Origin of the sequence: Streptomyces sp. NPDC101225 (assembly GCF_044767585.1) — a bacterium.
In the GTDB taxonomy this organism is placed as follows: domain Bacteria; phylum Actinomycetota; class Actinomycetes; order Streptomycetales; family Streptomycetaceae; genus Streptomyces.
This window is the reverse complement of record NZ_JBIWOE010000014.1, coordinates 1-26,311: the sequence shown is the minus strand read 5'-3', so window position 1 is coordinate 26,311 and position 26,311 is coordinate 1. Positions and strand designations below refer to the sequence as shown.

Here is a 26,311-nt window from a genome sequence, read left to right as displayed (position 1 = left end):
ACCAGTACTCCCAGGGACAGGCTCGGAGCGACGCCGTCGGGTACCGGCCAAAAGGCGGTGAAGGCGTTGACAGGCCACCCGACGGATTCATAGCTTTTCAAATCATCGGTGATTCCGATGATTGAGAAACTTGATCATCGAAGCTCGGGGGAAAGATGAAGGAACGAACGACCCAGGTGCCGCGGCAGGCTCCTGACGCCGGGGCGGGCACCACCGCGGAGGCAGACGGCGGACGGGGATGGACGCTGGCCGTCGTCTGCGTGGCCACGTTCATGCTGCTGCTCGACCTCACCGTGGTGAACGTCGCGCTCCCGGACATCCGGCAGGCCTTCGACGCGAGCTTCACCTCGCTGCAATGGGTGCTGGACGCCTACGCGCTGGGGCTCGCCGCGGTGCTCCTGACGGCCGGGTCGCTGGCCGACCGGCTGGGCCGCAAGCGTGTGTTCAACGTCGGCTTCGTCGTCTTCCTGCTGGCCTCGCTCGCCTGCGGTCTCGCCGGCGACGCGCTGACCCTCTCCGTCTCCCGCGGCATCCAAGGGCTGGGCGGCGCCGTCCTGTTCGCCGTCGGCCCGGCGCTGATCGGCCAGGAGTACCAGGGCCGGGACCGCGGCAAGGCGTTCGGCGTCTTCGGGGGTGTCGTCGGCCTGTCCATCGCCTTCGGACCACTGATCGGCGGTGCGCTCACCGACGGGCTCGGCTGGCGCTGGATCTTCCTGGTCAACGTCCCGGTCGGCCTGGTGGCCCTGGTCATCAGCCTGCTGCGGATGCGCGAACGGCGGCAGGAGCCGGCGGCCGCTCTCGACTGGTGGGGGCTCGTCCTCTTCTCCGGCGCGCTCGGCCTGCTCGTACTGGGGCTCCTGCGCGGCGAGACCGAGGGGTGGGGCAGCGCGCCGATCATCGCCATGTTCGCCGGCGCGGGCGTCCTGCTCGTGGTGTTCACCGTGGTCGAGCGGCAGCGGGGTGAACGGGCCATGCTGCAGCTGTCGTTGTTCAGGAACGTCACCTTCAACGGCGTCTCGGCCGTCACACTGCTGTGCGCCGCCGCCACCATGTCCGCGATCTTCCTCCTCGTCTCGTACGTGCAGAACGTGCTGGCGTTCTCTCCCTGGGAGACGGGTCTGCGCTTCCTTCCGCTGACGCTGACCCTGTTCGTGGCCGCCGCTGCCGCCGGCTCGCTGACGACCCGGGTGCCGCAGCGGCTGCTCATGGGGGTCTCGCTCGCGCTCATCGCGGCCGGACTGGCCCTCGTCGCGCTGACCGGCCCCGACACCCCCTGGACCGCGCTGCTGCCGAGCATGTTCGGGATCGGTGTGGGCATGGGCCTGTTCAACCCCTCACGCGCCTCGCTGTCCATCGCCGTCGTGGAGCCGTCCAAGGCGGGCATGGCCTCGGGCATCAGCGAGACCTTCCAGCAGGTGGGCGTCGCCATCGGCATCGCCGGTTTCGGCGCCGTGTTCCACAGCCGCGTCACGGACCTCTTCGTCGGGTCCGACGCGGGGCGTCAACTGGGCCCGGCCGCCCACGGGTTCGGAGAGGCGGTCGCGGCGGGCGGCGGCAGCGAGGCGCTCAGCCGCGCGCCCCGGCAGCTGGTCCCCGCCCTCGACCAGGCGGCACGCACCGCCTTCGTGAACGGTCTGACCGACGTCATGCTGGTCTGCGCCGCCGTCGCGGCCGTGGGCGCGTTCATCGGATTCGCCTTCGTCCGCACCAGGGACCTTCACGAGAGCGCGCGCATGGAGACGGCGCAACCGATGGGGCCCATGGAAAAGGGTGACGGTGGGCAGTGGGCAGCGCCGGTGAGCGCCGGCCGCCCCACATCCACCGCACCCGCCGCCTCCACCGCACCCGCCACGGGCCTCGGAGGCCAGGAACCGGCCGCCGAGACGTACTGACACGGGTCGCGGCCACCGGTCAGCCGCGTCGGGGGGCGCGGCTGCCCGGTCTTGGAGGCCGGCGGACTCGGCCAGTACCCTTCGAAGAACCGACGATCGGCACCGGAGACGCTCAGCACGGCCAACGGTCGCCCGCCTGCCGCGCACGGTCACCTCAGCGACAAGGGGAGCGGCCCGAATGACACAGGCGACGCCCAGCCCGGCAGAACCCGCCGGACTCGATCTGCCCCTCGTGCGCAGGACCGGATACCTGCTGCACAAGGCCGGCGTACTGCTGATGGAGGACGCGGAGCGGGCCCTCGCCGCACAGGGCATGCGCCTGCGCTACTTCTACGTCCTCGCCGCCCTGGAGAGCGGACTCAGCCTGTCCCAGCAGGACTTGAGCCGACTGCTCAACCTGGACCCGACGACGATGGTGGCGCTGGTCGACGAGATGGAGGGCGCCGACCACGTCGAGCGCCGCCGCAACCCCTCCGACCGCAGGCGGTACATCCTGAGCCTTACCGACGGCGGTCGCGAAGCACTCGAGCGCGCCGGGCACGCCGTCGACCGGGTGGAGCGGGACTTCCTGTCCGCCGTGCCCGAGGCCGACCGCGACCGGCTGCGGGCCGTGCTCGGCGACCTGCTCGCCGATCGCTGGCCGCGTGTGATCGCCTGCGAGTGATCCACCCGCACATGATCCACTCTCCCGCTTCCCCGTGTGGCGGATTTCGACCTCCCACTTTACTGGAATTTAGAAATCCGCCCGCGGGGAAATTTTTGCGGAATTAATCGATCCGCTCCCTGATACACCTTTTCGGGGAATTGTGGAGAGCATCACAAGCGCCCTCAAGTCCTTACTTTGCCCCAACTCGACCGTGTTAGTGTCTTTCCTGTCCGGAGCCGACCGCTCAAGGACGGCTCCGGTACCCGGGCGTCACGCCCGCAACACGGGGAAAGGTACACGGGGGAATGAGCAGCACGGATTTAGTGTACGGATCTTTTGACAGCTGCCTCGGTCCAGGCGCCACGCGCTTCTTCGGAAGCGGCTACAAGCGAGTCGTCCAGGACCTCACGGACATCACCACCGACGGCGCGGACCGACCGGGTGCGCTCGTCACCGCACGAGGCACCCTGACGTATCCGCGCGACTGGTCCCGCAAGTCCGGGGCGCGCGAACTGCGGCCTCATCTCAGCAGTATCGACGCACTGGTCATGGCGGTGACGCTGGCCGAGATACACCTCGGCCGGGCCTTCGCGCTGACCGCCGCACAGCAGCGCCGCACCTGGCTGCGACAGGCCGACGTGCGCGCGGGCAGCTCTCCGCACGAGGACCTCGCGGACTTCCCGGTGGACGGCCGGATCCTGGCCGTCGACGGACCGGAGTCCGGCGGTGCGGCGTCCGCCGACACGGCCACCACCACGACGTTCGGCTGCCGAGTCGGCGGACTGCGGGTGCGCTGCTCGCTGGTGCACGAACGCGGCGGCCGCGTCGAGGGCCCCGCGACGTTCGCCGATGTCGCGAACGCACTGGGGCCGGCCGGCGCCCGGCACTACGGCGAGGGCTACAAGAACCGGGACCAGTACGCGGAGCACGTCCACGTCGACCTCGAACGGCAACGCATCCACGGCCGTCAGCGCATCGTCACCGTACGGCCGGACGCCGAGGCGCACGGGGCGGAGGCGGCCTACGGGCCCTCCGTCTCGCCCGTCGACGCGCTGGTGGGCGTGGCCCAGCTGGCCCAGACCCTGCTCTACGCGCAGGACGGACTGGCCAGGGGCAGCACCGACACGCTCTGGATGCGCCGTTTCGCCCTGGAGACACGGACACCGGTACGGCCCCTGGGCCGTGACTTCGCCACCACCGTCCGCACCGCCGGAAGCCGGCTTCTGACCATGGGCGGGCAGACCTGGCGCACCGCCGACCTCGCCGTCGACGACTTCTCGGGCATCAGCGGCCGCTGTTCACTCGCACACCGATTGCCCACCGCCGCCTGACCGCGGGCACCGCGCCCGCCGGGCAGCCCTTTCCGGCACCGCGGCCGGCCGCGACATTCGATCGCCGCTTCGCCATGAACACGGCATTCGGGGAATGCCCGGGGGCGAAACACGGCGCGGCCGGACGGTCTTCGGCCGCTCGGCATCACAGAAATTGCAGCAATCACGGGGGATGAAATCAAGCATGCGTTTTTCACCGACATTACGTTTCGGGGACGTGCTCGTCGTACTCGAAGGACCGGCCCGGGTGCTCTGGCAGGAGCCGGCTCCACAACCCGGTACGAGGCACTGGACACCCACCGGAATCTGGCCGGACGAAAATCAACTGGCGATGGTGCGTGAGCACATCGAAAGGGAAAGGCCGCTGCTCGTCCTGCTCGACGAGGCGCACAGCCGTGTACCGATGCTGCGGCAGGAACTGCGGGCCGCGCCCTGCGACATGCTCGACTCCCTCGCGGCCGCCGGCACCGGCGAACCGGCGGACGACGAGGTCGTCGAGGTGCAACTGCCCTTCCTGGACTGGCTGCCCGACGCCCACCGCAGCCGGGCGGCCCGCTTCCTCGAGGACAGCGACGCGGCCCTGTCCCGTACACCGGTGGCCCTCCTGCCTCCCCTCATGACGGAGGAGACGTACGAGGGACTGCCGCCCAGTCCCCGTTTCGCCCGGCGCCTGCTGCCGAACGCGCTGACCGCGGGGCGGCTCGCCGCGGCGGTGGAGCACCTCTTCGTCGCCGGTCCGCGGCCGTGCGCGGCCGCGGGGTGCGAGAGCGGGGCGGGCCGATGAGGGACGCCGAGAACGAGCTCCACCGGGACCTGAACGCGGGCGACGGCGCCCCGTACCCCGGCCCCGGCCTCGTGGGCGCCTTCTGCCAGGTGCCCAGTCAGGGGGAGATCGGGGCCTTGATCGCCGTGACGGCGGCCGTGAATCTCGCGCTCGCCCGTCGGCCGGGCGTCCGCCACGCCCTCACGCGTCACGGGGACGGCACCACCGAGCGGAGGAGTCACTGATGGGACGCTCAGTCCTGGTCACCGGAGGCAACCGCGGCATCGGACTCGCGGTCGCCCGCGCCCTCGCCGACGACGGCGACCGCGTCGCCATCACGCACCGCGCCGCCGAACCGCCCGCCGGGCTGTTCGGTGTCCGCGCCGAAATGACGGACGCGAAGAGCATCGACACCGCCTTCGAGAAGGTGGAGGCCGAGCAGGGGCCGGTCGAGGTGCTGGTCGTCAACGCGGGCATCACCCGCGACACCCTGTTCCTGCGCATGGCCGAACAGGACTTCACCGACGTCGTCGACGTGAACCTCCACGGCGCCTTCCGCACCGTGCGGCGCGCCGTGCGCGGCATGGTGCGGGCCCGATGGGGCCGGATCGTCCTGATGTCGTCGATGACGTACGCGTACGGCGCGCCGGGACAGGTCAACTACGGTGCGGCCAAGGCGGGGATGCTCGGCATGGCCCGCTCCCTCACCTGGGAGCTGGGTCCCCGGAACATCACGGTGAACGTCGTCGCGCCGGGCCTCATCGACACGGACATGAGCCGCGAGATCACCGACCGCCGGCGCGAACACCTGCTGTCCATCACGCCGTTGGGCCACTCCGGCCAGGTGGAGGACATCGCCGCCGCGGTCCGGTACCTGACGGGTGAATCGGGCCGCTACGTCACCGGAGCCGTCCTGCCCGTCAGCGGCGGTCTGGGCCTGGGCGGATGACACAGCACCGCCCGGCATCGCCGCTCCCACCGCAACCACCGACCCTCACGACGAGAGAAGAACACCCCATGAGTGACACACGCACACCCGCAGGCCGGACGGCCCCCGCAGCCGCGACCCCGATCCCGGAGCGCGGCCTTCACCTGGCCATCTCGGGCACGTACTCCAGCGGCAAGAGCACCACGACCGAGGCCCTGTCGATCGCCACCGGCATTCCGCGCACCCACGCCATGACCTCCCGCGAGATCCTGATGGACCTCGTCCCGGGCAAGCAGGTCCAGGAGCTGAGCGCCTCGGAACTGACGATGCTGGGGCTGCGGCGGCTGGAGGAACGCATCCACCACGAGGCGGGGGACGGGCCGTTCATCTCCGACGGCTCCGTGATCCACGAGTGGATCTACGGCGAGGCCCGGATGCGGGTCGGCATCAACCCCGGCGCCGGCCTGCTCACCAAGGCGGTGAAGAACATCGCCGGGCTGCCCGTGAAGCGGTTCTACCGCCAGTACATGGACGCCTACGGAGCCGTCACCAAGGCCCGGGCCAAGCGGATCTACGACGCCTACGTCCATCTGCCCGTCGAGTTCGCCATGAAGGCCGACGGGCACCGGCCGGTGTCCGAGACGTTCCGGAAGCTGTCCGACGACCTTCTGATCGAGACGCTCGAGGAGCTGCAGATCCCGTACCACGTGGTGGGCGGCAGTGTCCGTGAACGCGTGGCGAAGATCGTCGACATCTTCGACCTGCCCCTGGTGATGCCGCTCGACGAGGCCATCGACCAGGCCGGTGTCCGGGTCCGCAAAGCCATCGAGGTCCTGGAGGAGGACGACCGGTTCCATGAAGCGCAGCGCACCAAGTCCCTGCGCCGGCGCATCGGTTACGCGATGCGCTTCTGACCCGCCGCGGCACCCCTCCCCCGCCGGCGTCGGCCACCTCACCCCCATGCGAGGGTCGTTGAGTCGCGGTCGCCGGCGGTGTCGCGGGCAGCCGCGTCACCGCGCGTCAGGTGCGTGGGGTGTGCGATGCGAGGTGGGCGAGCGTCGCGTCCAGGGCCACCTCCAACGGCCGCACCTGGCGCTGCAGTTGGTGAGAAGGAGGCCGCCCTGGAGCGCGGCGACGGTCGCGAGCACGAGCTCCTCCGGGTCTCCGTCCAGGTCGCCGCGATCGTGCATGGCCTGCAGGCCGGACTCGATCACGGACGCCGGGGGCCGGGCCCGCTTCATCGCCGCCGACCGCACGGACCTCGCGTCGCTGCGCCGTCTCGCCGAGACGGCGGGCGACGTCGACGTCCTGGTCAACGACGCGGCGGTCTTCCCCGGGGCACCGACCGTGGACCAGGACGTCGACACGTTCGACACCGCCGTCGCGGCCAACATCCGCGCGCCGTACTTCCTCACCGCGGCGCTGGCTCCCGCCAGGGTGGCCAAGGGCGCCGGCAGCATCGTCAACGTCAGCACCATGGCCGCCCGGATCGGCGTGCCCGGGCTGTCCGTGTACGGCGCGACCAAGGCGGCCGTGGAGTCGCTGACCCGTACCCGGGCGACCGAGTTCAGCCCGTCCGGAGTCCGCGTGAACGCCGTCGCCCCGGGTCCCACCCGCACCGACATGGTGCTCGGCACGGTGGGCGAGGAGGGCGCGGAGCACTTCGCCGGGACCACGATCCTCGGCCGGCTCGCCACACCGCGCGAGACCGCGGAGGTGATCCTCCTCCTGGCCACGGACCGGTCCGCCTGCCTCACCGGCGCCACCATCGCCGGCGACGCCGGCCGTACCGCCGCACAGCCCTCGCCCGCCCACCGCCGCGCTTCCGGAACCGTAAGGATTTCGACCGCTCGGGCGGAGCACACCGCGGCCAGGACCGCCCTAGCCTCGGAACTGAGTACGCGGACGGGATGCAGGCGGACAGGATGCAACGAGACATGAACCGATCACCGCTCTTCTGTGACGTCGCCCTGGCGCGGCGCATCGAGGGCGCCGAGGCTCAGCTGATGGCCGCGGCGACGGCGGCCGCACGCCTTGGCCGGGGAGACGACGGCGGTTTCGTGACGCGGGTGGCGGGCGGAGTCGCCACGTTCGCCGAGGACGGGTCCCCCTTCAACAAGATCGCCGGACTCGGATTCGCCGGCGTTCCCGACGCGGCCCTGCTCGACGAGGTGGAACGGGCCTTCTCCCTCCGTGGCGCTCCCGTACAGGCGGAGGTCTCGGAGCTGGCCGACCCCACGATCGGCGCGCTGCTCACGGACCGCGGCTACCGGCTCACCTCGTCCGAGAACGTGCTCGGGCTCGCCCTGGACGGCACCTGCGAGCGCGTCACTCCCCCGGGCATCGAGGTCCGGGTGTGCCGCGACGGCGAGTTCGACGCGTGGCTCGACGTGGTCGCCGACGGCTTCGCCCATCCCGACGGGCAAGGCGTTCCCTCGCACGAGGACTTCCCGCGTGAGGTGCTGGCCAACGCGGAACGGGACTTCGCCGCCGCCGACGTCGTGCACTACATCGCTCTGCGCGACGGCGCCGTGGCCGGAGGCGGCAGCCTGCGCATGGCGGACGGCGTGGCCCAGCTCACGGGGGCGGCGACCGCCCCCGCGCACCGCCGCCGCGGCGTCCAGACGGCGCTGCTCTCGGCCCGGCTCGCCGATGCCGCCGCCGCCTGCGACATCGCCGTCGTGACCACCCAGCCGGGGTCCAGGTCCCAGCAGAACGTGCAGCGCCGGGGATTCGACCTGCTCTACACCCGTGCCGTTCTGGTACGGCGGGTTCCGCCGGGGTCATGCGCCCCGGGCCAGGACGAGGTGACGGTGGAGTGGTACGACGGTCCACGGGAGAGGCTCAGGCCGCTGTTCGAACTCGCCGAGGACTCACCGACGCAACTCGCCTCCTACATCGAGGACGGGCGGGTGCTCGTCGCGCTGCGGGGAACGGAGGTGGTCGGTCATCTGCAGCTGACGGAGACCGACGAGGCCGGCACCCTCGAAATCAAGAACATGGCGGTACGGGACGACGTGCAGCGCACGGGGGTGGGCGCACGTCTCGTGCACCGGGCCGTCGACCTGGTCGCACGGGAGTCGGGGCGGCGGCTGCTGGTCGCCACCGCCGCGGCCGACATCGGCAACCTCCGCTTCTACCAGCGCATGGGATTCCGGATGGAGTCGGTCGAACGAGATGCCTTCACCCCTCGCACCGGCTACGCGCCCGGCACCGTCGTCGACGGCGTGGAACTGCGCGACCGGGTCCGTCTCGACCACCGGATCCGCGCCGGTTGACGCCGGCGGCCCGGTACTCGGGAGCACCGGGCCGTGCGTCGGATGCCGGTCGGAGACCGTCGCCGTCACCAATAGTGGCGTCGGCCGGCGACCGCGTGGCCCGTGGATCCCATGACCCAGAAGACGGCGCCGACCACGGCCAGGATGATGCCGAGTGTCCACAAGATCGATATGCCCGTCAGGAAACCGAGGACGAGCAGGATGATGCCGAGGGCGATCATGGAGTACCTCCTGGGGTGACCGTGTTTCCTCCCGGGTGCCCGCAAGCGGCAACATCACCCCCACCTCCTTACGGCAAGAAGCAGGAGCCGACGCGGTATTGGGGCGAGGCCGGGCGGGGCCCCGGTCGGCCGTGCCGAACGGTCCGGGGATCAGCGGCCCTCCGGCCCGGAGGAACCGCCTTCACTCACGGCCGGGCCGCCCTCGGCGGGCGTCACGTAGTACGGCGCGCGACGGTATGCCTCACGCCCCACGGCGGACAGCGCCGGCTTCCAGAGGCGGAGGCCGTGTCGACGCTCCCACCAGACCGCCGTCCGCCAGGTGTGCAGGAGACCGAGGACCAGGACCAGCTGGAAGGCCACGCCGACAAGCGGCATGCGGATCAGGTACGCGCTTCCCAGCGTCGCCGACAGAACGAACGCGGCCACGCGGACGCGACCGCGCCTGAGATGGCGGATCTGCTCCTGCCTCCGCTCCGGCAAGAGCGGTTCCTCCACCGCCACGGCGGAGCCGAAGGCACGCAACTGGCGCGGCCGGTACACCAGGAGGTTGATCGCCCAGAGCAGCGTCAGGGCGACGAAGCCGATGACCTGAACGCGTCCGGCGGTGCCGGAGAGCCGCAGATCGTCCACGGTCGACCAGACCAGCACGTCGGCCACCGCCCCCGCCAGAACCCCTGCCACGCCCTCACCGATTTCGGCGGGAACGATCCTCACCAGCGCCGCGCCGGCCACGGCGCCGTCGGCCTCACTCATCATGAACCGCATCGACCCGTCTGCTGGAGGGAACCGGGGAACAGCCGCGAAGGTACCGGCGACGGAGGCGACAGGCCATCCCGCCGTGCGGCTGCTGCGCGCGCCCGCCCCGGCCCGGGCGATCACTGGACGAGGCCCCTCTCGCCCACGAGCGCCCGCACGCCGGGAAGGTCGACGGCCGAGCGGTCGTCCGTTCAGCGGGTGAAGGTGAACCAGTTGACGTTGGTGAAGTCCGAGGTGCTGCCCGAGAAGACGAGATAGACGTCGTGGACGCCGGTGGCGGAGGCGACGATGTTGGCGGGAACGGTCTGCCAGTTCTGCCAGCCGCCGTTGTTGGCGAAGTCGATCTCGGCGATCTTCGTGCCGCCGGTGCTGTCGAGCCGCACCTGGACGGCGCCGCTCACGCCGGCGGCGGCCCCCGACGCCAGGCGGGCCTGGAACTGGTTCGGGGAGGCCGAACCGAAGTCGACGGAGGAGAACTTCAGCCAGTCGCCGTTCGATAGGTAGCCCACGTCGCTGCCGCCACCGGTGTCGGAGCAGCTCTCGGTGGTGGTCCCGCTCTGCGCCGCGTACGACTCCGCCTGGATGGTGCTGTAGGCGCTGACGGATCCCGAGCCGCCGCCCGATCCTCCGCCGGAGGCACCGGCGCCCAGGGTGATGCTCCACGAGGTGGGCGCCCCGTCCTGGATGTGCCCGTCGACGGGGGCCGAGCCGGTGGGGCCGACGTCGTCGTAGGGGAAGGCGTAGCCGATGCTCGCGTACCTGTGGACGAGCCGCGCGTAGTGGTTGGTGATCGGGTCCTGGTAGTACTGCGAGGGTGTCACGCCGTCGGGGTTGTTGTTGCCGCCGGGGACCAGGAGCGTGCTGCGGTTGATCGCGGCGGCGAGCCGCGCGGCTATCGCCCCGCGGGCGTCCGCCCCGGAGTTGTAGAGGGGACCGGACGCGCAGCCGAAGATGTCGACGGCGCTGGGCTTGGTGAACGGCACGCCGTTCGTGTTGAGACCGGAGAAGACGATGGCGTTGCCGGAGACGGTGCCGGTGTACGACCCGATGCTGCCCTGGCCGTTGATGGTCAGCGGGGTGGAGGCGTAGTGGCTCCAGACCCGGTTGAGGTAGTCGTCCCAGTAGCCGCCGAAGTCCACCGGTGAGTGCGCGGGAGCCATGACGCGCAGCACCCCGCCGGAGGAGTCGGTGACCACCAGTCTGTCCCAGGGGGCGCCGTCGGAGGCGTGCTGTGTCTGCAGGCCGGAGGCGATGGAGCCGAGTGCGCCCGCGGGCAGCGGACTGACCGACTGGTTGCCTCCGCTGCCGGTGCTGGCCATCGAGATCGGCAGCGCGACCATGTCGACGTAGGAGATGTTCGCGTAGAGGTTGGCGCTGTTGAAGGTGAACTCGCAGAACGTCCAGTTGGTGGACCAGTTGGGGTCGGAGCTGACCAGGGCGGGCTGCACGACTCCGGGCGGGCTGCCCGGGTTGACGAAGAACTGGAGCTTCTTCCCGACCGAGAACCAGACGCGGCCGCCGATGACGTAGTCGGCCAGGTTGACGGTGGTGCCGGCCGAACCGGACGCGCCCAGCGCGATGGAGTAGTCGGCGATGGGGGTCACCGGGGAGGACGGATCGGGCAGCCGGTTCAGGGCGCCGTTCGCCGAGACGAAGACCGGCCAGCCGCTGCTGTCGGAGCCTGAGATGTAGGTGTAGACGGTGTCGTGGCCGGAGTTGTTCGCCAGCTTCACGGGGAGCGAGGCGCCCGCCGCGGCAGCGGTGGAGGCCGAGGGTGAGAACGGACTGAGCGCGGTCGCGGCGGTGACGGAACCGGCCGCGGCCAGGAAGGAACGTCGCGAAACCACAGGGGCCCTCCCGGGTGGGGGTGGTCCGTCAGCCAGGTGACGGATGGGGGGTGTTGTGCCTTGTGCGGTTCTGTGCGAGTGAAGCTATTGGACTGGACCAATACAGTCAAGACTCCGCCACCCCTCCTTCGACGCACCGTCAGATCGGCTCGGGTTGCGGAGCCGGTCGCGGGGCACGCAGGGCGGCCGGTTCCCAGGACGTGGTGGTCCGGACGTAGCCGTGGATCACCGAGCCCATGGCGAGGAGGAGCAGGGGGCCGGCCAGCCACGGGTGTACCGCCATCGTCAGCGGCAGATAGCGGTAGGACACCAGCAGCGCGGTGAAGACGGCCGCTCCGTGGCCGACCAGCCGGACGGCCGACCGGTCCCAGCCGTGGTCGAAGGCGCGCAGCGCCGCCTCGACGGTGAGGGTGAACACCACGCCGGCGATGAGGTCGGCGCCGTAGTGGTAACCGAAGCCGAGCGTCGCGGCGAGGGTGGCGATCAGCCAGAACGTGCCGGCGTAGCGCAGTGCGCGCGGGCCCTTGCGGGAGTGGATGAAGATCGCGGTGGCCCATGCGGTGTGCAGGCTGGGCATGCAGTTCCGTGGGGTGATGTGGTCGAAGGGCATCGCGTGCGGAGCAGCGATCGCCGACGGCGTCCTCGGCCACAGATCGCCCACGGCCCAGGACGCGCTGGAGGGTATGTGCGGTGCCCACAGGCTGACCGCGGCCCAGTGCTCGGTGCCGGTGCCGTAGGCGAAGACCGGGCCGACCACCGGGAAGATCATGTAGAAGACCGGGCCGACGAGACCGATCACCAGGAACGTACGCACCAGGTGGTGGCGCGGGAAGCGGCGTTCGGTGGCCACATGGCGCAGCTGGTAGAGCGCGACGGCGACCGCGGCGACCGGGAGCTGGCCGTAGACGAAGTCGAGGAAGTTGAAGCCGACGGGGCCGCCGGCGGTGACGATCCTCCCCAGCAGCCAGGACGGATTGCCCAGGGCGTGGTCGGCGGTCGCCACGTACTGGTCGAGCACCACGGGACGGGTTCTGGAGGTGATGAACAGCCAGGCGTCGCCGGTCTTGCGGCCCGCCACGAGCAGCAGGGCCAGTCCGACCCCCTTCAGCAGCAGGACGCGCTCCCGGCCGGTGCGGCGGGTGACGGCGAGGACCGCGCAGCCGAGGATCACCCACAAGGCGCCGTTGCCGAAGGAGTGGTGGCCGTCGGTCACTCTGACGTCGGCCAGCCGGCGGACCCACCAGAAAACGATGTCGACACCGACCGCCGCGCCCAGGGCGAGGAACCGCTGCCGCCAGGTGAGCACCACCATCATCAACGCCATGCCGGCGTAGAGCAGCCCACCCGACTTCGGCGGACATATCACCTCGCGGGCCTGGGTGGTGATCGGCCCTGGCAGGCCGTAGTGGCGTACGGCGCATTCCAGCGCTATGAGGAATCCGAGAACCGCCACCGCCACCGCGGCCCAGAGTCTTGCCCCGGGTTGACTCCGTGTGTCCATCAATTCCGAACCGCTTCACTAGATGCCGGCCATGTCACCCGTCCCGGCCGCCCCTTCCCGCCCGCCCGTCCGAGCAGGACGGACTCACGTAGGACGGGGTTGTGGAGCGGTTCCGACCTCGTTCTCGCCCCGTTCACCAGGCGAATGCGGTGAGGGCAGGCACAGGGGACGAGCCGGGCCTGTCGGGCGTACGCGATGTGCTGAACGAGCTCGGTGCAGGGAGGCCGCTACGGGCCAGCAAGAGGAGGCGCGTGCCGGTCTACCCCGGCAACCGCGCCTGCGATCGGGATGAATCTCCCCATACCCTGACTCACTTCGCCCCCTAGATCGACTGAGCGAAACACAGTCAATCTGTGCAGGTCAATAGCTATGCGACAGCGATCACTCAGCAAACCCTCAGCGATCACCCAGCGATCACCCAGCGTCGCCGGGCATACCGGAGAGCGCTCTCGGGCACGTTGGGCGCGCGGCCTTCGACCGTCCCGGAAGCAGGGCACCGGCTCTCGCCCGCGCAGGCGCCCACCGGTGGATGGATGTACGTTTTCCGGACGGGTCGAGTGACCGTCGTCGGCGGCCGCCCCAGGGGTACCCGGTCCGCACAGGGCGTGCCGCGAGGGATTTCATGAAAGCTCAGCAGGTGCCCAGCCGGCGCTCGAAGCGGATCCGGCGCTCGAAGCGGGTCGGGCACTCGACGAGGACGGGGGCACTCCGGCCCGTTCCCCTGCTGACGCTCTCGCTCGCGGCCGCGAGCCTGGCGGGCGCCTGCACGTCGCACGCCGCCGCCGAATCGGCCCCGCGGGCCGCCGCGGCCACGGACAAGGCCGCCAGCGCCGCCGCGGCCTGCGTCGACCGGACCTTCGGCGCGATGACGAGCGCGCAGCGCGTCGGTCAGCTCTTCATGGGCGCCGTCACCCCGTCCGGCCCCGACGAGCAGAAGATCCGGCTGATGCGCCGGTACCACGTGGGGTCGGTGTTCCTGGCCGGACGCAGCAGCGCCGGCACGAAGGCCACCAAGGCCCTCGTCGACGGCCTCCAGGCGAAGGCCGACACGGTGGGCGGACACCGTGTCCCCCTGCTGGTCTCCACCGACCAGGAGGGCGGCCGTGTGCAGGTGCTGTCCGGCCTGGGGTTCTCGACCATGCCGAGCGCGCTGGTGCAGGGAGGCTGGTCGGCGTCGTACCTGCGCAGCCAGGCCACCATGTGGGCCGGGCAGCTCAGGGCAGCCGGAGTGAATCTGAACCTCGCGCCCGTGGCCGACGTGGTCCCGGCTTCACTCGGCAGGAGCAACGCCCCGATCGGCGCCTACGACCGCGAGTTCGGTCATACGGCCGCGACGGTGACCCCCCACAGCAACGCGTTCGCCGCCGGCATGGCCCGGTCGAAGGTGCTGGCCACGCTGAAGCACTTCCCGGGGCTCGGCAACGTCCGCGGCAACACCGACACCACGGCGAACGTCGTCGACTCGGTGACCACGAGCACGAGTGCCGGCCTCGGTCCCTTCCGCTCGGGGATCAGGGCCGGTGCGCCCTTCGTCATGGTCTCCTCGGCCACGTACAGCAGGATCGACCCGAGGCATCAGGCCGTGTTCTCCGCCAAAGTGATCCAGGGACTGCTCCGCACGAACCTCGGCTTCAAGGGCGTGGTCGTCTCCGACGACATCGGCCAGGCGGTCGCCGTCAAGGCCGTGCCCCCGGCCGACCGGGCCGTCAACTTCCTGTCGGCGGGCGGGGATCTGGTGCTGACCGTCGAGCCGAACCTGATCCCCACCATGGCCAAGGCGGTGCAGCTGCGGATGACGGAGAACCCGGCCTTCCGCACCCAGGTGAACCAGAGCGTCCACCGCGTCCTGGCGGCGAAGCAGCAGGAGGGCCTGCTGTCCTGCGGGTGAGCCCGTCCCACGGCCGCCGACGAGGTCGACACGGCCCGCGGACACGGCGGTCGGAGCATCCGCGTCCGCTTCGCTGCCCTCCCCGGGGATGGCCTTGCCCGGTCTCGCGCGCGACGATGTCCCTTCGCGACGCCCCGCCTCCTCCGGGTTGTTCCCGGGGACGCGGCCTCCCGCGCGCCGCCCGGCGGGAGGACGGTCACGGCCGGCAGCTGAGCATCGAGGAGCCTGGGATGGGTTCGCACGCGGCGCCGCACCACAGGAGGCGAGGCCTCCTCCTGTCCGCCGCCCTTCTGCTCGTCGCCGCCGGACTGCTGTGGCTCCCGGGGGCCGATGCCGCGCCCGCGTCCGCCGACGCCTGCCGCACCACGAGTGTGCGTCTGCCCCGGGGCGACTGCGGGCCGTTCTGGCAGGTCCTCGCGGAGGACTTCAACGGGGACCGGGTGCCGCTCGGCGCCTTCGGCGACTGTGATCACGACGCCGACACCTCGGGCGCCCACTGCGACGGCCTGACGGGAAAGTACCGCGACAACTGGTGGGCGTACCCGACCGGTTGGCGTGACACGGCCAACAGCCGGGGCCGTGACGTGGTGGGCGTGTACCACCCGGAGGACACGGTGAGCGTCGGTCCGGCGGCGGACGGCGACGGGAGGATGTTCATCCGGATGTGGCGGCCCTCCGACGGAGGCCCGGTGCACGCCGCCGCCGTCGTACCGCGTGCGGTGATGCAGATGACCTACGGCAAGTACAGCGCGCGCATCAAGGTGACGAAACTGTCCCCGGGCTACAAGTCGGCCTGGCTGCACTACGGCGGCGGCTGCGAGATGGACCATCCCGAGGGCGAGTGGACGGGCTCGCTCACCGCCTTCCACCATCCCTGCGGCGGCGGCGAACAGGGCTCCTTCCCGGGCAGTGACGACTGGACGCGGTGGCACACCGTCTCCACGGAGTGGACGCCGGGCACGGTGCGGTTCTTCGTCGACGGGCGGTTGACCGGCAGCGACACCCGGGGCGTGCCGGACAGCCCGTTGCCGTGGGTGTTGCAGAACGAGAGCGCCCTGGAGGGGCCGGGGGCGGCGCCCGGAAGCAGCGCACAGCTCGACATCACCTGGGTCGCGGCCTACGCGTACGGCTGGGGCTGACCGCCGCAAGGCTTCCCGCGCAGAACCTCCTTACTCATGGGTAGGCACACCGCGGACCCTTGTTATACATTGCGTCTAACAAGGGCTGCGGCGCCACCAGCGCCCGCCGTCTTCGCCGCCGTCGAACCAGCTCACCCCACGAGCGCCGGCGGGGCCCGGGACGTCCGCCGGACAGGCGCGGACTCGGCCGTCCGCGGCACGGATGCGGCTGTCCCGGCGCGGACTCGGCCGTCCCGGGCGGCTCGATCGGCTTCGCCCGCGACCACATGCGGCACGCAGCACGCGGTCACCCGCACCACGCAGAGAACGGACGTGGGTCCGTCATCCGAGCTGAGGAGTTGGAGCATGGCAACCAGCACGACCCGTCCGGACGTCGAGACCCCCGCGCCGAGCGCCGGTGTCGCGGGCCGGCTGCTCGACTCGTCCGCGAAGCTCTCCTACGACCCGCTGACGGAGGTGGACTGGGAGACGCCGCTCGACGAGGACTTCCACGGCGCCAGCCCGGAGTGGAGCACGCTGTACGGAACGCCGTACTGGGACGAACTCAGCGAGGCGCAGCGCAAGGAGCTGACCCGGCAGGAGGCCGCCTCCGTGGCCAGCACCGGCATCTGGTTCGAGATGATCCTCCAGCAGCTGATCCTGCGCGACATCTACGCCAAGGATCCCGGGGACGACACGGTCCAGTGGGCGCTCACCGAGATCGCCGACGAGTGCCGGCACTCGATCATGTTCGCCCGCGGGGCGAGGAAGCTGCGGGCACCGGCCTACCGGCCGCACCGCGTGGCCGTCGAACTCGGCCGGGCGTTCAAGACCCTCGCGTTCGGCGAGGCCGCCTACGCGGCGATCCTCGTCGCCGAGGAGGTCCTGGACGTCATGCAGCGCGACTGGATGCGCGACGAACGGGTCGTGCCGTTCGTACGGACCATCAACAACATCCATGTGGTCGAGGAATCCCGCCACATGAAGTTCGCCCGCGACGAGACGCGCAGGAACCTCGCCAAGGCGGGACCGATACGCCGGCACATCCACGCCTTCGTGATCGCGGTGGCCGCCTACGTCATCGTCACCAGCATGGTGAACAAGGGCGTGTACGCCCACGCCGGACTGGACCCCAAACGAGCCCTGGCGGCGGCACGGTCCAACGAGCACCACAAGGCGATGATGCGCTCCAGCTGCTCCGGGCTGATGGACTTCCTGGCCTCGGCCCGGCTGCTCACCAGGCCGGCCCTGGCCTTCTACAAGCGCGCCCACCTCATCTGACCGACCAGGCCGGCACAGCCGATCAGAGCGGACACCATGCCCTACGTCATCACGCAGACCTGCTGCAGCGACGCCACCTGTGTCGCCGTGTGCCCGGTCAACTGCATCCATCCGACGCCGCAGGAACGGGCGTTCGGCAGCACCGAGATGCTCCACGTCGACCCCGCGGCCTGCATCGACTGCGGGGCGTGCGCCGACGCCTGTCCCGTGGACGCGATCCACCCGGCGGACGAACTCACCGACGCGCAGCACGTGTTCGTCGAGATCAACGCCGCCTACTACGCCGGCCGTCCGACGCCTGAACCGGCCGCCGGCAGCCCGAACTTCCACGCCTGGGACGAGCCCGCGTTCGGGCGCACCCTGCCGGCCGACTTCCCCGCGCTGCGCATCGCGGTGGTCGGCACCGGGCCGGCCGGCATGTACACCGCCCAGGACCTGCTCCTGCACACCAGCGCCGAGGTCACCCTGATCGACCGGCTCCCGGTCGCGGGCGGCCTGGTGCGCTACGGCGTGGCCCCCGACCACCCCACCACCAAGAAGGTCGGCGAGACCTTCGCACGCTTCCACGCCCATCCGCGGGTGCGCATGCTGCTGGGGGTCCGGGCCGGAGAGGACGTGACCGTCGAGGAGCTCGCCGCCCACCACGACGCCGTCGTGTACGCCGTGGGCGCCTCGGGCGACCGGCGGCTCGGCATCCCCGGCGAGGACCGCACCGGCAGCCTCTCGGCGACCACGTTCGTCGCCTGGTACAACGCCCACCCCGACGTCGCCCCCGACGCCGTCGACCTCTCCGCCGAGCGCGTCGTGGTGGTCGGCAACGGCAACGTCGCCCTCGACGTCGCCCGCATCCTCGTCGCCGACCCCGATACCCTGGCCGCCACCGACATCGCCGACCACGCTCTGCGGGCGCTGCGCGGCAGCTCCGTGCGCGAGGTCGTCCTCCTCGGCCGCCGTGGACCCGAGGACGCCGCCTGCACCCGGCCCGAACTGCTCGCGCTGACCCGGTTGGCCGGCGTGGACCTGGTCGTCGACGACCACGACCCGCGCACCGCCGCCGCCATCGACGCGGCGGGCCCGGACGGCATCGCCGCCGTGCTGCGCGACGTGCCCCGTACGGCGGTGGACTGGTCGCGCCCGGCGGGACCGGGCCGGCGCATCGTGCTGCGCTTCCACTCGGCGCCCGGGGAACTGGCCGGTGACGACGGCACCGCGGCGATCCGTTCCGTCCGCGTCACCGGTGCGGCGGGGCAGACCGAGATTCCGGCCGGGATGGTCCTGCGGGCGATCGGCTACCGGGGCACACCGGTCGCGGGACTCCCCTTCGACGAGTCCTCCGGCACCGTCCCGCACGAGAACGGGCGGGTGACCGGGCTGCCGGGGGCGTACGTGGTCGGGTGGATCAAGCGCGGCTCCCGGGGCGGGATCGGCGCCAACCGGGCATGCGCCGCGGAAACCGTCGGCACGCTGCTCTCCGACGCCGTCGCGGGCGACCTGCCCCGGCCCACCCTCTCGTCGAAGGCCTTCGCGCGCCTGGCGCGCCGTCGCGGCCGGCATGTGGTGGACGCGCGCGGCATGGCCTCCATCGAACAGGCGGAACTGTCCCGGGGACGACGCCTGGGCAGGCCCCGCAGCAAGCTGGCCACGCTCCCGGAACTCGTGAAGGCGGCCCGGCGCGGATGACCGCCCTGGAGGACGGTGGCTCCGGGACCCAGCACCGGGGCCACCGCCCTCCGCTGCCTTTCGGGAGCCCGGGGCCTTCCGGCCTCCGCTGCCTCACGGGTGCCCGGGCCTGCCTGGCCCGGCATCATCGGGCTTCCCTGCATCCGGGACTCGGCCCTCCCGGCCCTCCGGCGCTCCCGGTGGCGGCCTCGGCCGAACCGGCACATCCTGCCAGGGTGCGCGGGCACGCCGGACGTGCCGGTGAGCACGCGCACCTCCTCGCGCCGGGCGGCCGGCCCGGCCGCGTACGTGATGCGCGGGCCGCCGGCACATCCGTCCCGAAGGGGATGTTTGCCGCGGCCCGTCAAGGTCACCTGGTCAGTCGGGACCGAGCGGCTCCGGGCGGGAGCGAGGTGCCCGGAACGCCGCCGCTCCGTACGACGAAAGGCAGATTGATGACGGAGACCCCACCTGTCACGACGACCGATTCCGGCGCCCCGGTCGAGAGCGACGAGCATTCGCTCACCGTGGGACCCGCCGGTCCGATCCTCCTGCAGGACGCCTATCTGATCGAGCAGATGGCCCAGTTCAACCGGGAGCGGATCCCCGAGCGCCAGCCGCACGCCAAGGGCAGCGGCGCGTTCGGCCACTTCGAGGTCACCCACGACGTCAGCGCCTACACCAAGGCGGCCGTCTTCCAGCCGGGAACGCGCACCGACCTCGTCACCCGCTTCTCGACCGTCGCGGGTGAGCGCGGCAGCCCGGACACCTGGCGCGACCCGCGCGGCTTCGCGGTGAAGTTCTACACCAGCGAAGGCAACTACGACATGGTCGGCAACAACACGCCGGTGTTCTTCGTCAAGGACCCGATGAAGTTCCAGCACTTCATCCGCTCCCAGAAGCGCCGCGCCGACAACAACCTGCGCGACCACGACATGCAGTGGGACTTCTGGACCCTCTCCCCCGAGTCCGCCCACCAGGTCACCTGGCTGATGGGCGACCGCGGCATCCCGCGGACCTGGCGCCACATGAACGGCTACACGTCCCACACCTACATGTGGATCAACGCCGCCGGGGAGCGGTTCTGGGTGAAGTACCACTTCAAGACCGACCAGGGCATCGAGTGCTTCACCCAGCACGAGGCCGACCAGATGGCGGCCGCCGACACGGACTACCACACACGTGATCTGTTCGAGCACATCCGCGACGGCGACCACCCCAGCTGGACGCTGCACGTACAGGTCATGCCGTACGAGGACGCCGCGCACTACCGGTTCAACCCCTTCGACCTCACCAAGGTGTGGCCGCACGGCGACTACCCGCTCATCCCGGTCGGCAGGATGACGCTGGACCGCAACCCGACCGACAACCACGCCGAGATCGAGCAGGCGGCCTTCCAGCCGAACAACCTCGTTCCCGGCATCGGCCCCAGCCCCGACCGCATGCTGCTGGCGCGGCTGTTCTCCTACGCGGACGCACACCGCCACCGGATCGGCGGCAACTACCAGCAACTCCCGGTGAACGCACCCGTCGTCGACGTCCACACGTACTCCAAGGACGGGGCGATGGCCTACCGGAGGACCGCCGACCCGGTGTACGCCCCCAACTCCAAGGGCGGTCCCGCGGCCGACACCGCGCGCCACTCCCCGCCCAGCTGGGAGGCCGACGGCGCCCTCACACGCGCGGCCTACGTCAGTCATTCCGAGGACGACGACTGGGGACAGCCCGGCACGCTGGTACGCGAGGTCCTGGACGACGCCGCGCGCGACCGCCTGGTCGACAACGTCGTGGGCCATCTCCTCAACGGCGTCTCGGAACCCGTCCTCGAGCGGGCCCTCGAGTACTGGTCGAACATCGACAAGACCATCGGCGACCGCATCGCCCAGGGCGTGCGCGCCAAGGCCGGCGAGAAGGACCCCAAGGCCGCCCGACAGGGGAATCCCGCACGGCGCGACATGCAGGACAAGGCCTGACACCCCTGGCCCACGGTGGGCTTGCGCACCGCTGTCCGGCCGGCGCGCAAGCCCACCGACCCGCACACGGCCGACCGGCGTCGCCGAGAGCTCAGCGGCTGACGGAACGGCTCCCCCGGCCGCCGTTCACGCGTCGGGCGCTCACGTGTCCGGCGCGCGGAAGCACGCGCTGACCGACTTTCCGTGCGGGCAGGGGTGCGACTCCCATGTGTCGGCCACGGCCTCCACGAGGAACATGCCCCGCCCGCCGAGCCGCTCCGTGCTGGCCGCGCGGGGAGTCGGCAGATCGCTGGAGTTGTCGTGCACGGAGACGTGCAGGCAGCTGTCGTCACAGGCCATCACGAGCTGGGCGCTGCTGTGGGCGTGCCGGTGCGCGTTGGTCACCAGCTCGGAGACGGTGAGCAGTACGGCGTCCACCGTCTCCGGAGCGGTGGTGGTCCAACCCAGCGTCTCCAGATGCCCACGCGCCCAGTCCCGGGCCGTCTTCACCGCGCAGTCCAACGGCAGCGTACGGGCCCAGCCCACTGCCCGAAGGGACGAACCTTCCACGACGATCATTCCGTTCAGTTCGAGAGAGTGTGCCGGTCGACTCACGCCCACATGGATTCGGCCCGCGGTGGCGGAGGGAGGCGACTCCGCCCCCTTGCCGGCACCCCCGCGAACTCAGCGTTGGCCACGGAGCTTTCCCAGCAGGCGCTGCGCCTGGGCCCGGCGACGCGGGTCGGCGGCGGCTCGGCGCGCCTGGTCGGCCGCGCGCCGTCCCTGCGGACTTCTGGCGAACTGCTTGATGCGCTCCATCATGCCCGGCATGACGCTCCTTTCCTCGAAGCACCCGAGGCCCGGTGCCCGTTGCTGCTTCGGTTACCCCCGACACGGCGGCTCAGCCCTGTCGTCCGGCACCGGTCGGCCGAGGAGGAGAAGGGGTCATGCCTGGTGGCGGGCGGCGGAGTTCAGGCGCACCGCCGACACGAGGAAGAAGACGCCGCCGAGAAGGGCGTATCCGGCGACGTTCTTGAGCGAGGGGGCCTCGCCGCCCGCCTGGACGACGAACGAGAGGCCGGCGACCGTGGAGAGGGCACCGCTGGTGATCATCGCCCACTGACCGCCCAGTGTCCGGCGGGCGACGGCCGCGATCAGCTGTACCAGCCCCGCGGCGACGGCCCAGGTCCCCCACACCCGCAGGACGGCCGGGACACCGGATGCGGCGGCCACGGCCAGGCCGATGACGGCCAGCGAACTGATGACGATGTTCGCGAACAGGGGCGTGGCGGTGGCGCCGTTCGCCGTGGCGGCCCGGGCGTCGACGACCGCGGCCGCGACGTCGAACAGGGGATACACCAGCAGGAGCGACACACTCAGCGGGCCCAGGGTGCCGGCGGCCGTGAAGAGCAGGAGAGCCCATACGGCGGCGAACGCGAAGCGCAGGAAGTACAGCTTCCGCAGGGTCGTCGGGACGCCGGCGGTGGTGGTGGCGACGAGGGTGTCCATGGCCATGCCTTTCGACGGTGGAGGGCGGAGTCATCGCCCAGCGAGAGGGAGAACGTTCTGTCTACTTCGGATCCAAGCGTGACCGCGATGCCGCTGTCAAGACCGAACGTTCTCCCTCGCCGACTGGGTATCCTGGTCGCCATGAACCGGAGCCCGGAAGGCCGCAGCACGTCGGAAGCACGCACCCGGCTGCTCGGCACAGCGACGAGGATCTTCTACGCCGAGGGAATCCATTCCGTCGGCATCGACCGGATCACCGCGGAGGCCAAGGTGACCCGGGCGACCCTGTACCGGCACTTCACCGGCAAGGAGGAACTCGTCCTCGCGTACCTCGGCCAGGCCGACCAGGGCATCCGGGCACAGGTCGCCGCCGCCCGGAAGAGCGGCCGTTCACCGGTCGACAAGGTCAGAGCCGTCGCCGCGTCCATCACCGAGGGCATCCGGTCCCCCGGCTTCCGCGGCTGCGCCTTCCTCAACGCGGTGGCCGAGTACCCCGACCCCACCCACCCGGTGCACCAAGCCGTCCTGGCCCACCGGCAATGGTTCCTGGACACCATCACCCGGCTGCTGGCACAGATCGGCGACGCGCCCGCGGAGCCGGCCGCCCGGCACCTCGTCATGCTGCGGGACGGCGCCATGGCGGCCGGCTGCCTCTTCGACCCCGCACTGATCTCCGAAACGTTCCTACGGGCCGTCGACGGCATTCTGCAGACCCGTACCGCCTGACGACGCCCTGGCCGCGTGGCCGCCCGGCCGCGCCGTGGCGATGATCCGATGCGCACACCGGGCCGCCGAGACCAGGAGCGGCCCCCGCTCGGCCGTCTCCGTCAGCCCGCGCTCGTCCATGCGTCCGGCCGGTGCACCAGCACCGCGGAGACCACCGCGCGGGAGGAGGCCATGACGTCGCGCACGAAACGCAGGCGTCCCATGCCGAGCCGGCACAGCGCCGCACCGTGGTCGGCGGCGACGACGAGCGAGACCGCGAGCAGCAGGAGGCGCCACAGGGTCATCACCGGGCGGCGCACGGCACGGGGCAGCTCCGCCAGGGAGGCGTGCAGTCGCTCGCAGTGGAAGGGCACATGACGCTGCTCGTCGGCGAGGATCCGGCCGGCCACGTCCGTGGTGAGCGGGTCGCCGGTGCCGTCGCGCAGCGCCCGGTAGTAGCGCAGCGCCACGACCTCCGCGATCATCAGCACCAGCAGTTCCATGCGCAGGCCCATCAGGCGCCGCAGCCGCACGAAGACCGTGTCGCTCCAGTGGCCGCTCAACGTCGGCATGCCGCCCGCGGCCAGCAGCCGGGCGAGGAGGCGGGCGTGATTCTGCTCCTCGGCGATGAAGAGGCGGACCGCCTGCCCGTAGTCGGGGTCGCCGGCCTGGTCCGCCTTGCCGACGAGGTTGGCTCCGTCACCGTCCTCGCCCACCTGGAAGCGCTGGATACTGGCCCATACCGCCGGATGCAGCGTCGCACCCCGCCCCCAGTCCGGATCGCCGTCGGCACGCCTGCGCTCGCGCTCGTCCTCGAAACGTCTGGTCCACTTGGCGAAGCCGCTCGTCCGCACTCGCTCTCCCCTTTCCAGGACACGACAACCGTGCCCTGGAGAGGGACGACGCAGCCGGACGCCGAAACGTTCCACTGCCGGCCGCCCGACGTACCGTCACATCGGAATCCCACAGCATGCCCACCAGGACGTCCCCTGGCTGCTCGCGCCGGCGGCGGACACCCCGACCGGCCTGCCGCCACAGCGCGGCTTCCTGTCCACGTCGCGCCAGGACCATGCGGCCCTGTTCGTCCATCTGTTGCGGGAGCACGGTCCCCCGATGCGATCGGAGCCGGGCACCTTGTGCGGCCTGTCCCGCACCACGCTCTACGACGCCGTGGGCGCGCTCATGGACGGCGGCACCGTCCTCGCCCCGGCGCCGGAGGCGGCCCGGTGCAGTCGGGGCCGCCCGGCGGAGGTGCCGGCCCTCAGCCCGGCAACCGGCCTGCCGCTCGGCATCGGGTTCGCGCGGCGAGCGGTACGGGTGACCTCGATGGACACGGCACACGAGACCGCCGGCGGCACCGGCGGGTCCCACACGCATGACGCCCCCTGGCAGGCCCGCGTCGGCCTCGCGTGGCGGCTGACGGACAGCGTGACGGGCGGGAAGCCGCGACCGGGCATTCCGCGGCATCGGTGCGGGCGTGGCCGGGCCCCCGGCCGGGACGATCCGGGGTGCGGCCGCGGGCGAGCGGAGCTGCATCCGGCGGCCACCGGCGTCCGGAATATGGAGCACACCCCACCGCTGCGACACCCGCACGGTGAGCGTGCGCCTGTCGCTCCGTCGAGCAGGCGCCGGCGGCTCCGACGCCCGGGTGCCCCGGTCCCCCACCGGCGGAACGTGCGCCTGACGCGTGCGGACCCGGGCGGTGGGCCGCACGCGGTGTGTATGGATACGATGCGCACCGTCGTATCTGTCTTTCAATGAGGCTTTTGCGCATTTTGGGTCTCGTGGGGGGTATTGCCGTGGAAGCTCCGACCGATCCCTGGCCGGCACTCGCCGACACCGACGGCGACCACGTCGGCTGGCAGTTCCGCCGGCCCGGCCTGACGGCGAGGGCCCTGCCGTTCGCGCTGGTCGCCCTGGTCGCCACGGTCAGTGTGCTGGTGCCCTTGGGTCATGTGCAGTCATGGCCGGAGTACGCCCTGAGCGTGGCGCTCCTGCTCGCCTGCGCCGGAGCCTTCCTGCTGCCGTGGCAGCGGCTGCCGGCGTGGACCCCGGTCCTGGTACCCCTGCTCTACACCCTTTCCGTCCTGGAACTGATCCTGGCCTCGGGCGTGGTCTCCGGCGTGGGCCTTGTCCTGCTGGTCCCGCTGATCTGGTCGGTGCTCTTCCATCGCCGATGGGAGTCGGCGTGCGTGGTGGTGGCGGTGGTCGCCGTCCAGACGCTGTCGTCGATCATCCAGGAGACACCCGATGCGGTGATCGTCAGGCGCGTGGTGCTGTGGAGTGCCCTCGGCGTGCTGATCGCGGTGGCCGCTCATGGTCTGCGGGACCGGATCCGGAGTTCGCTGACGGCCAACGCGGCGCTGCAGGCGGAGGTGTCGTTGACCCGGGAGAGGGACCGTATCGCCGCCGATCTCCGCGAGAGCGTGGTGCGGAAGATCTTCAACGCCGGGCTGGATCTGCACGGTGCGGCCTCGCTGATCGGCGAGGGGCCCGCGCGCGGCCGGCTGATGCACGGTGTGGCCGAACTGGACGAAGCGATCCGCGCCCTGCGCGAGAGCGTGTTCGACCTGGGCGACGCACCTGACGCCTCGACAGACACCTCCGCGCACCCCGAACCCGACGACGGCTGACGGTTCTTCGGTTCACCCGCGGCCGAGCGGTGCGGCGGTGTGCTCGCCGCGCACCCCCACCCGACCAGTGGTCCGTACCAAGGTATTGACTCCCCCTTACTTCATTCCTTAAATCAAGAGGCGATGCCTTCATCCCCCACCTCGGCCGGCTCATCTCATCCATGAACCCGGCCGCTGCACGGAAGGAAGAGCCGTGGCCTCTCCACGCCTGCTCCGAAGATGTCTGTTCGCCGCCCTGTCGGTCGTGCTGGCCGCGTCCGCCGCCACCGGCGCGGCGCACGCGGATCCACCGAACGCCTCCCCCGCCGCCGCGTCCGCCGCCGCTGTCGCGTTCTCCGACACCTTCGACGGACCCGCCGGCGCCGCCGTCGACGCATCGAAATGGCAGACCGAGACCGGCGAC

24 protein-coding genes and 1 pseudogene are annotated in these 26,311 nt (G+C 71.2%); 17 read left to right on the top strand and 8 right to left on the bottom strand.

Going from position 1 to position 26,311, the window contains the following annotated elements:
• The first annotated feature begins 155 nt into the window (after positions 1-155).
• The 9 genes from ACIRPX_RS20825 to ACIRPX_RS20785 all read left to right on the top strand — a co-directional run bounded on the left by ACIRPX_RS20825 (position 156) and on the right by ACIRPX_RS20785 (position 8,838).
• Positions 156-1,892, top strand: a complete 1,737-nt coding sequence (locus ACIRPX_RS20825; protein ID WP_404196462.1) for an MFS transporter — start codon at positions 156-158, stop codon at positions 1,890-1,892.
• Between the two features lie 178 nt (positions 1,893-2,070).
• Positions 2,071-2,556, top strand: coding sequence for a MarR family winged helix-turn-helix transcriptional regulator (locus ACIRPX_RS20820; protein WP_404196459.1), 486 nt, complete (start codon positions 2,071-2,073; stop codon positions 2,554-2,556).
• Between the two features lie 305 nt (positions 2,557-2,861).
• Positions 2,862-3,869 (top strand): AvrD family protein, encoded by a 1,008-nt coding sequence (locus ACIRPX_RS20815; protein WP_404196457.1) that lies wholly within the window; start codon positions 2,862-2,864, stop codon positions 3,867-3,869.
• A gap of 331 nt (positions 3,870-4,200) precedes the next feature.
• Positions 4,201-4,653, top strand: coding sequence for a hypothetical protein (locus tag ACIRPX_RS20810; RefSeq protein WP_404196454.1), 453 nt, complete (start codon positions 4,201-4,203; stop codon positions 4,651-4,653).
• A complete protein-coding gene (locus ACIRPX_RS20805; RefSeq protein WP_404196451.1) occupies positions 4,650-4,877 on the top strand; it encodes a hypothetical protein in 228 nt (75 codons plus the stop codon). Before ACIRPX_RS20810 ends, ACIRPX_RS20805 begins: the two co-directional genes overlap by 4 nt.
• Positions 4,877-5,581, top strand: a complete 705-nt coding sequence (fabG, locus tag ACIRPX_RS20800; RefSeq protein WP_404196448.1) for a 3-oxoacyl-ACP reductase FabG — start codon at positions 4,877-4,879, stop codon at positions 5,579-5,581. The genes ACIRPX_RS20805 and fabG overlap by 1 nt, the downstream gene beginning before the upstream one ends.
• Before the next feature lie 68 nt (positions 5,582-5,649).
• Positions 5,650-6,474 (top strand): ATP-binding protein, encoded by an 825-nt coding sequence (locus tag ACIRPX_RS20795; protein WP_404196445.1) that lies wholly within the window; start codon positions 5,650-5,652, stop codon positions 6,472-6,474.
• Between the two features lie 274 nt (positions 6,475-6,748).
• Positions 6,749-7,501 (top strand): SDR family NAD(P)-dependent oxidoreductase, encoded by a 753-nt coding sequence (locus tag ACIRPX_RS20790; protein WP_404196442.1) that lies wholly within the window; start codon positions 6,749-6,751, stop codon positions 7,499-7,501.
• A complete protein-coding gene (locus ACIRPX_RS20785; RefSeq protein ID WP_404196439.1) occupies positions 7,498-8,838 on the top strand; it encodes a GNAT family N-acetyltransferase in 1,341 nt (446 codons plus the stop codon). The genes ACIRPX_RS20790 and ACIRPX_RS20785 overlap by 4 nt, the downstream gene beginning before the upstream one ends.
• A gap of 65 nt (positions 8,839-8,903) precedes the next feature.
• Here the strand turns inward: ACIRPX_RS20785 and ACIRPX_RS20780 are convergent, their stop codons facing one another.
• The 4 genes from ACIRPX_RS20780 to ACIRPX_RS20765 all read right to left on the bottom strand — a co-directional run bounded on the left by ACIRPX_RS20780 (position 8,904) and on the right by ACIRPX_RS20765 (position 13,163).
• Positions 8,904-9,059, bottom strand: a complete 156-nt coding sequence (locus ACIRPX_RS20780; RefSeq protein ID WP_404196437.1) for a DUF6131 family protein — start codon at positions 9,057-9,059, stop codon at positions 8,904-8,906.
• A gap of 150 nt (positions 9,060-9,209) precedes the next feature.
• Positions 9,210-9,815: a hypothetical protein gene (locus tag ACIRPX_RS20775; RefSeq protein WP_404196434.1), complete on the bottom strand. Its 606-nt coding sequence runs from the start codon at positions 9,813-9,815 to the stop codon at positions 9,210-9,212.
• 191 nt (positions 9,816-10,006) lie between these two features.
• Positions 10,007-11,662, bottom strand: a complete 1,656-nt coding sequence (locus ACIRPX_RS20770; protein WP_404196432.1) for a beta-1,3-glucanase family protein — start codon at positions 11,660-11,662, stop codon at positions 10,007-10,009.
• A 139-nt stretch (positions 11,663-11,801) separates the two neighbouring features.
• Entirely contained in the window at positions 11,802-13,163 is a 1,362-nt protein-coding gene (locus ACIRPX_RS20765; RefSeq protein ID WP_404196429.1) for a phosphatase PAP2 family protein, read from the bottom strand.
• A 622-nt stretch (positions 13,164-13,785) separates the two neighbouring features.
• Here ACIRPX_RS20765 and ACIRPX_RS20760 point away from each other — a divergent pair.
• The 5 genes from ACIRPX_RS20760 to ACIRPX_RS20740 all read left to right on the top strand — a co-directional run bounded on the left by ACIRPX_RS20760 (position 13,786) and on the right by ACIRPX_RS20740 (position 21,082).
• A complete protein-coding gene (locus ACIRPX_RS20760; protein WP_404196427.1) occupies positions 13,786-15,051 on the top strand; it encodes a glycoside hydrolase family 3 N-terminal domain-containing protein in 1,266 nt (421 codons plus the stop codon).
• Positions 15,052-15,281: 230 nt separating this feature from the next.
• On the top strand, positions 15,282-16,190 hold the full coding sequence (locus tag ACIRPX_RS20755) for a glycoside hydrolase family 16 protein (protein WP_404196425.1): 909 nt from the start codon (positions 15,282-15,284) through the stop codon (positions 16,188-16,190).
• Positions 16,191-16,535: 345 nt separating this feature from the next.
• Positions 16,536-17,450 carry a diiron oxygenase gene (locus ACIRPX_RS20750; protein WP_404196423.1) on the top strand — a complete coding sequence of 305 codons (915 nt, stop codon included), beginning with the start codon at positions 16,536-16,538 and terminating at the stop codon, positions 17,448-17,450.
• A gap of 36 nt (positions 17,451-17,486) precedes the next feature.
• Positions 17,487-19,130 (top strand): FAD-dependent oxidoreductase, encoded by a 1,644-nt coding sequence (locus ACIRPX_RS20745; RefSeq protein ID WP_404196421.1) that lies wholly within the window; start codon positions 17,487-17,489, stop codon positions 19,128-19,130.
• A 434-nt stretch (positions 19,131-19,564) separates the two neighbouring features.
• On the top strand, positions 19,565-21,082 hold the full coding sequence (locus tag ACIRPX_RS20740) for a catalase (protein WP_404196419.1): 1,518 nt from the start codon (positions 19,565-19,567) through the stop codon (positions 21,080-21,082).
• 141 nt (positions 21,083-21,223) lie between these two features.
• Here ACIRPX_RS20740 and ACIRPX_RS20735 read toward each other — a convergent pair whose 3' ends face one another.
• From ACIRPX_RS20735 to ACIRPX_RS20725, 3 genes are all read right to left on the bottom strand, one after another.
• Positions 21,224-21,640, bottom strand: coding sequence for an ATP-binding protein (locus ACIRPX_RS20735; protein ID WP_404196417.1), 417 nt, complete (start codon positions 21,638-21,640; stop codon positions 21,224-21,226).
• A 105-nt stretch (positions 21,641-21,745) separates the two neighbouring features.
• Positions 21,746-21,883: a hypothetical protein gene (locus ACIRPX_RS20730; protein ID WP_404196877.1), complete on the bottom strand. Its 138-nt coding sequence runs from the start codon at positions 21,881-21,883 to the stop codon at positions 21,746-21,748.
• 123 nt (positions 21,884-22,006) lie between these two features.
• On the bottom strand, positions 22,007-22,570 hold the full coding sequence (locus ACIRPX_RS20725; protein WP_404196857.1) for a hypothetical protein: 564 nt from the start codon (positions 22,568-22,570) through the stop codon (positions 22,007-22,009).
• Between the two features lie 141 nt (positions 22,571-22,711).
• Here ACIRPX_RS20725 and ACIRPX_RS20720 point away from each other — a divergent pair, with 141 nt between their 5' ends.
• Entirely contained in the window at positions 22,712-23,296 is a 585-nt protein-coding gene (locus tag ACIRPX_RS20720) for a TetR/AcrR family transcriptional regulator (protein WP_404196415.1), read from the top strand.
• Between the two features lie 101 nt (positions 23,297-23,397).
• Here the strand turns inward: ACIRPX_RS20720 and ACIRPX_RS20715 are convergent, their stop codons facing one another.
• Positions 23,398-24,129 (bottom strand): ferritin-like domain-containing protein, encoded by a 732-nt coding sequence (locus tag ACIRPX_RS20715; RefSeq protein ID WP_404196413.1) that lies wholly within the window; start codon positions 24,127-24,129, stop codon positions 23,398-23,400.
• A 945-nt stretch (positions 24,130-25,074) separates the two neighbouring features.
• Between ACIRPX_RS20715 and ACIRPX_RS20710 the strand changes: the two genes are divergently transcribed.
• Both ACIRPX_RS20710 and ACIRPX_RS20705 read left to right on the top strand, forming a co-directional pair.
• Positions 25,075-25,908 carry a hypothetical protein gene (locus ACIRPX_RS20710; RefSeq protein ID WP_404196410.1) on the top strand — a complete coding sequence of 278 codons (834 nt, stop codon included), beginning with the start codon at positions 25,075-25,077 and terminating at the stop codon, positions 25,906-25,908.
• 193 nt (positions 25,909-26,101) lie between these two features.
• Positions 26,102-26,311, top strand: a pseudogene (locus tag ACIRPX_RS20705) (1,3-beta-glucanase); the annotation flags it as partial.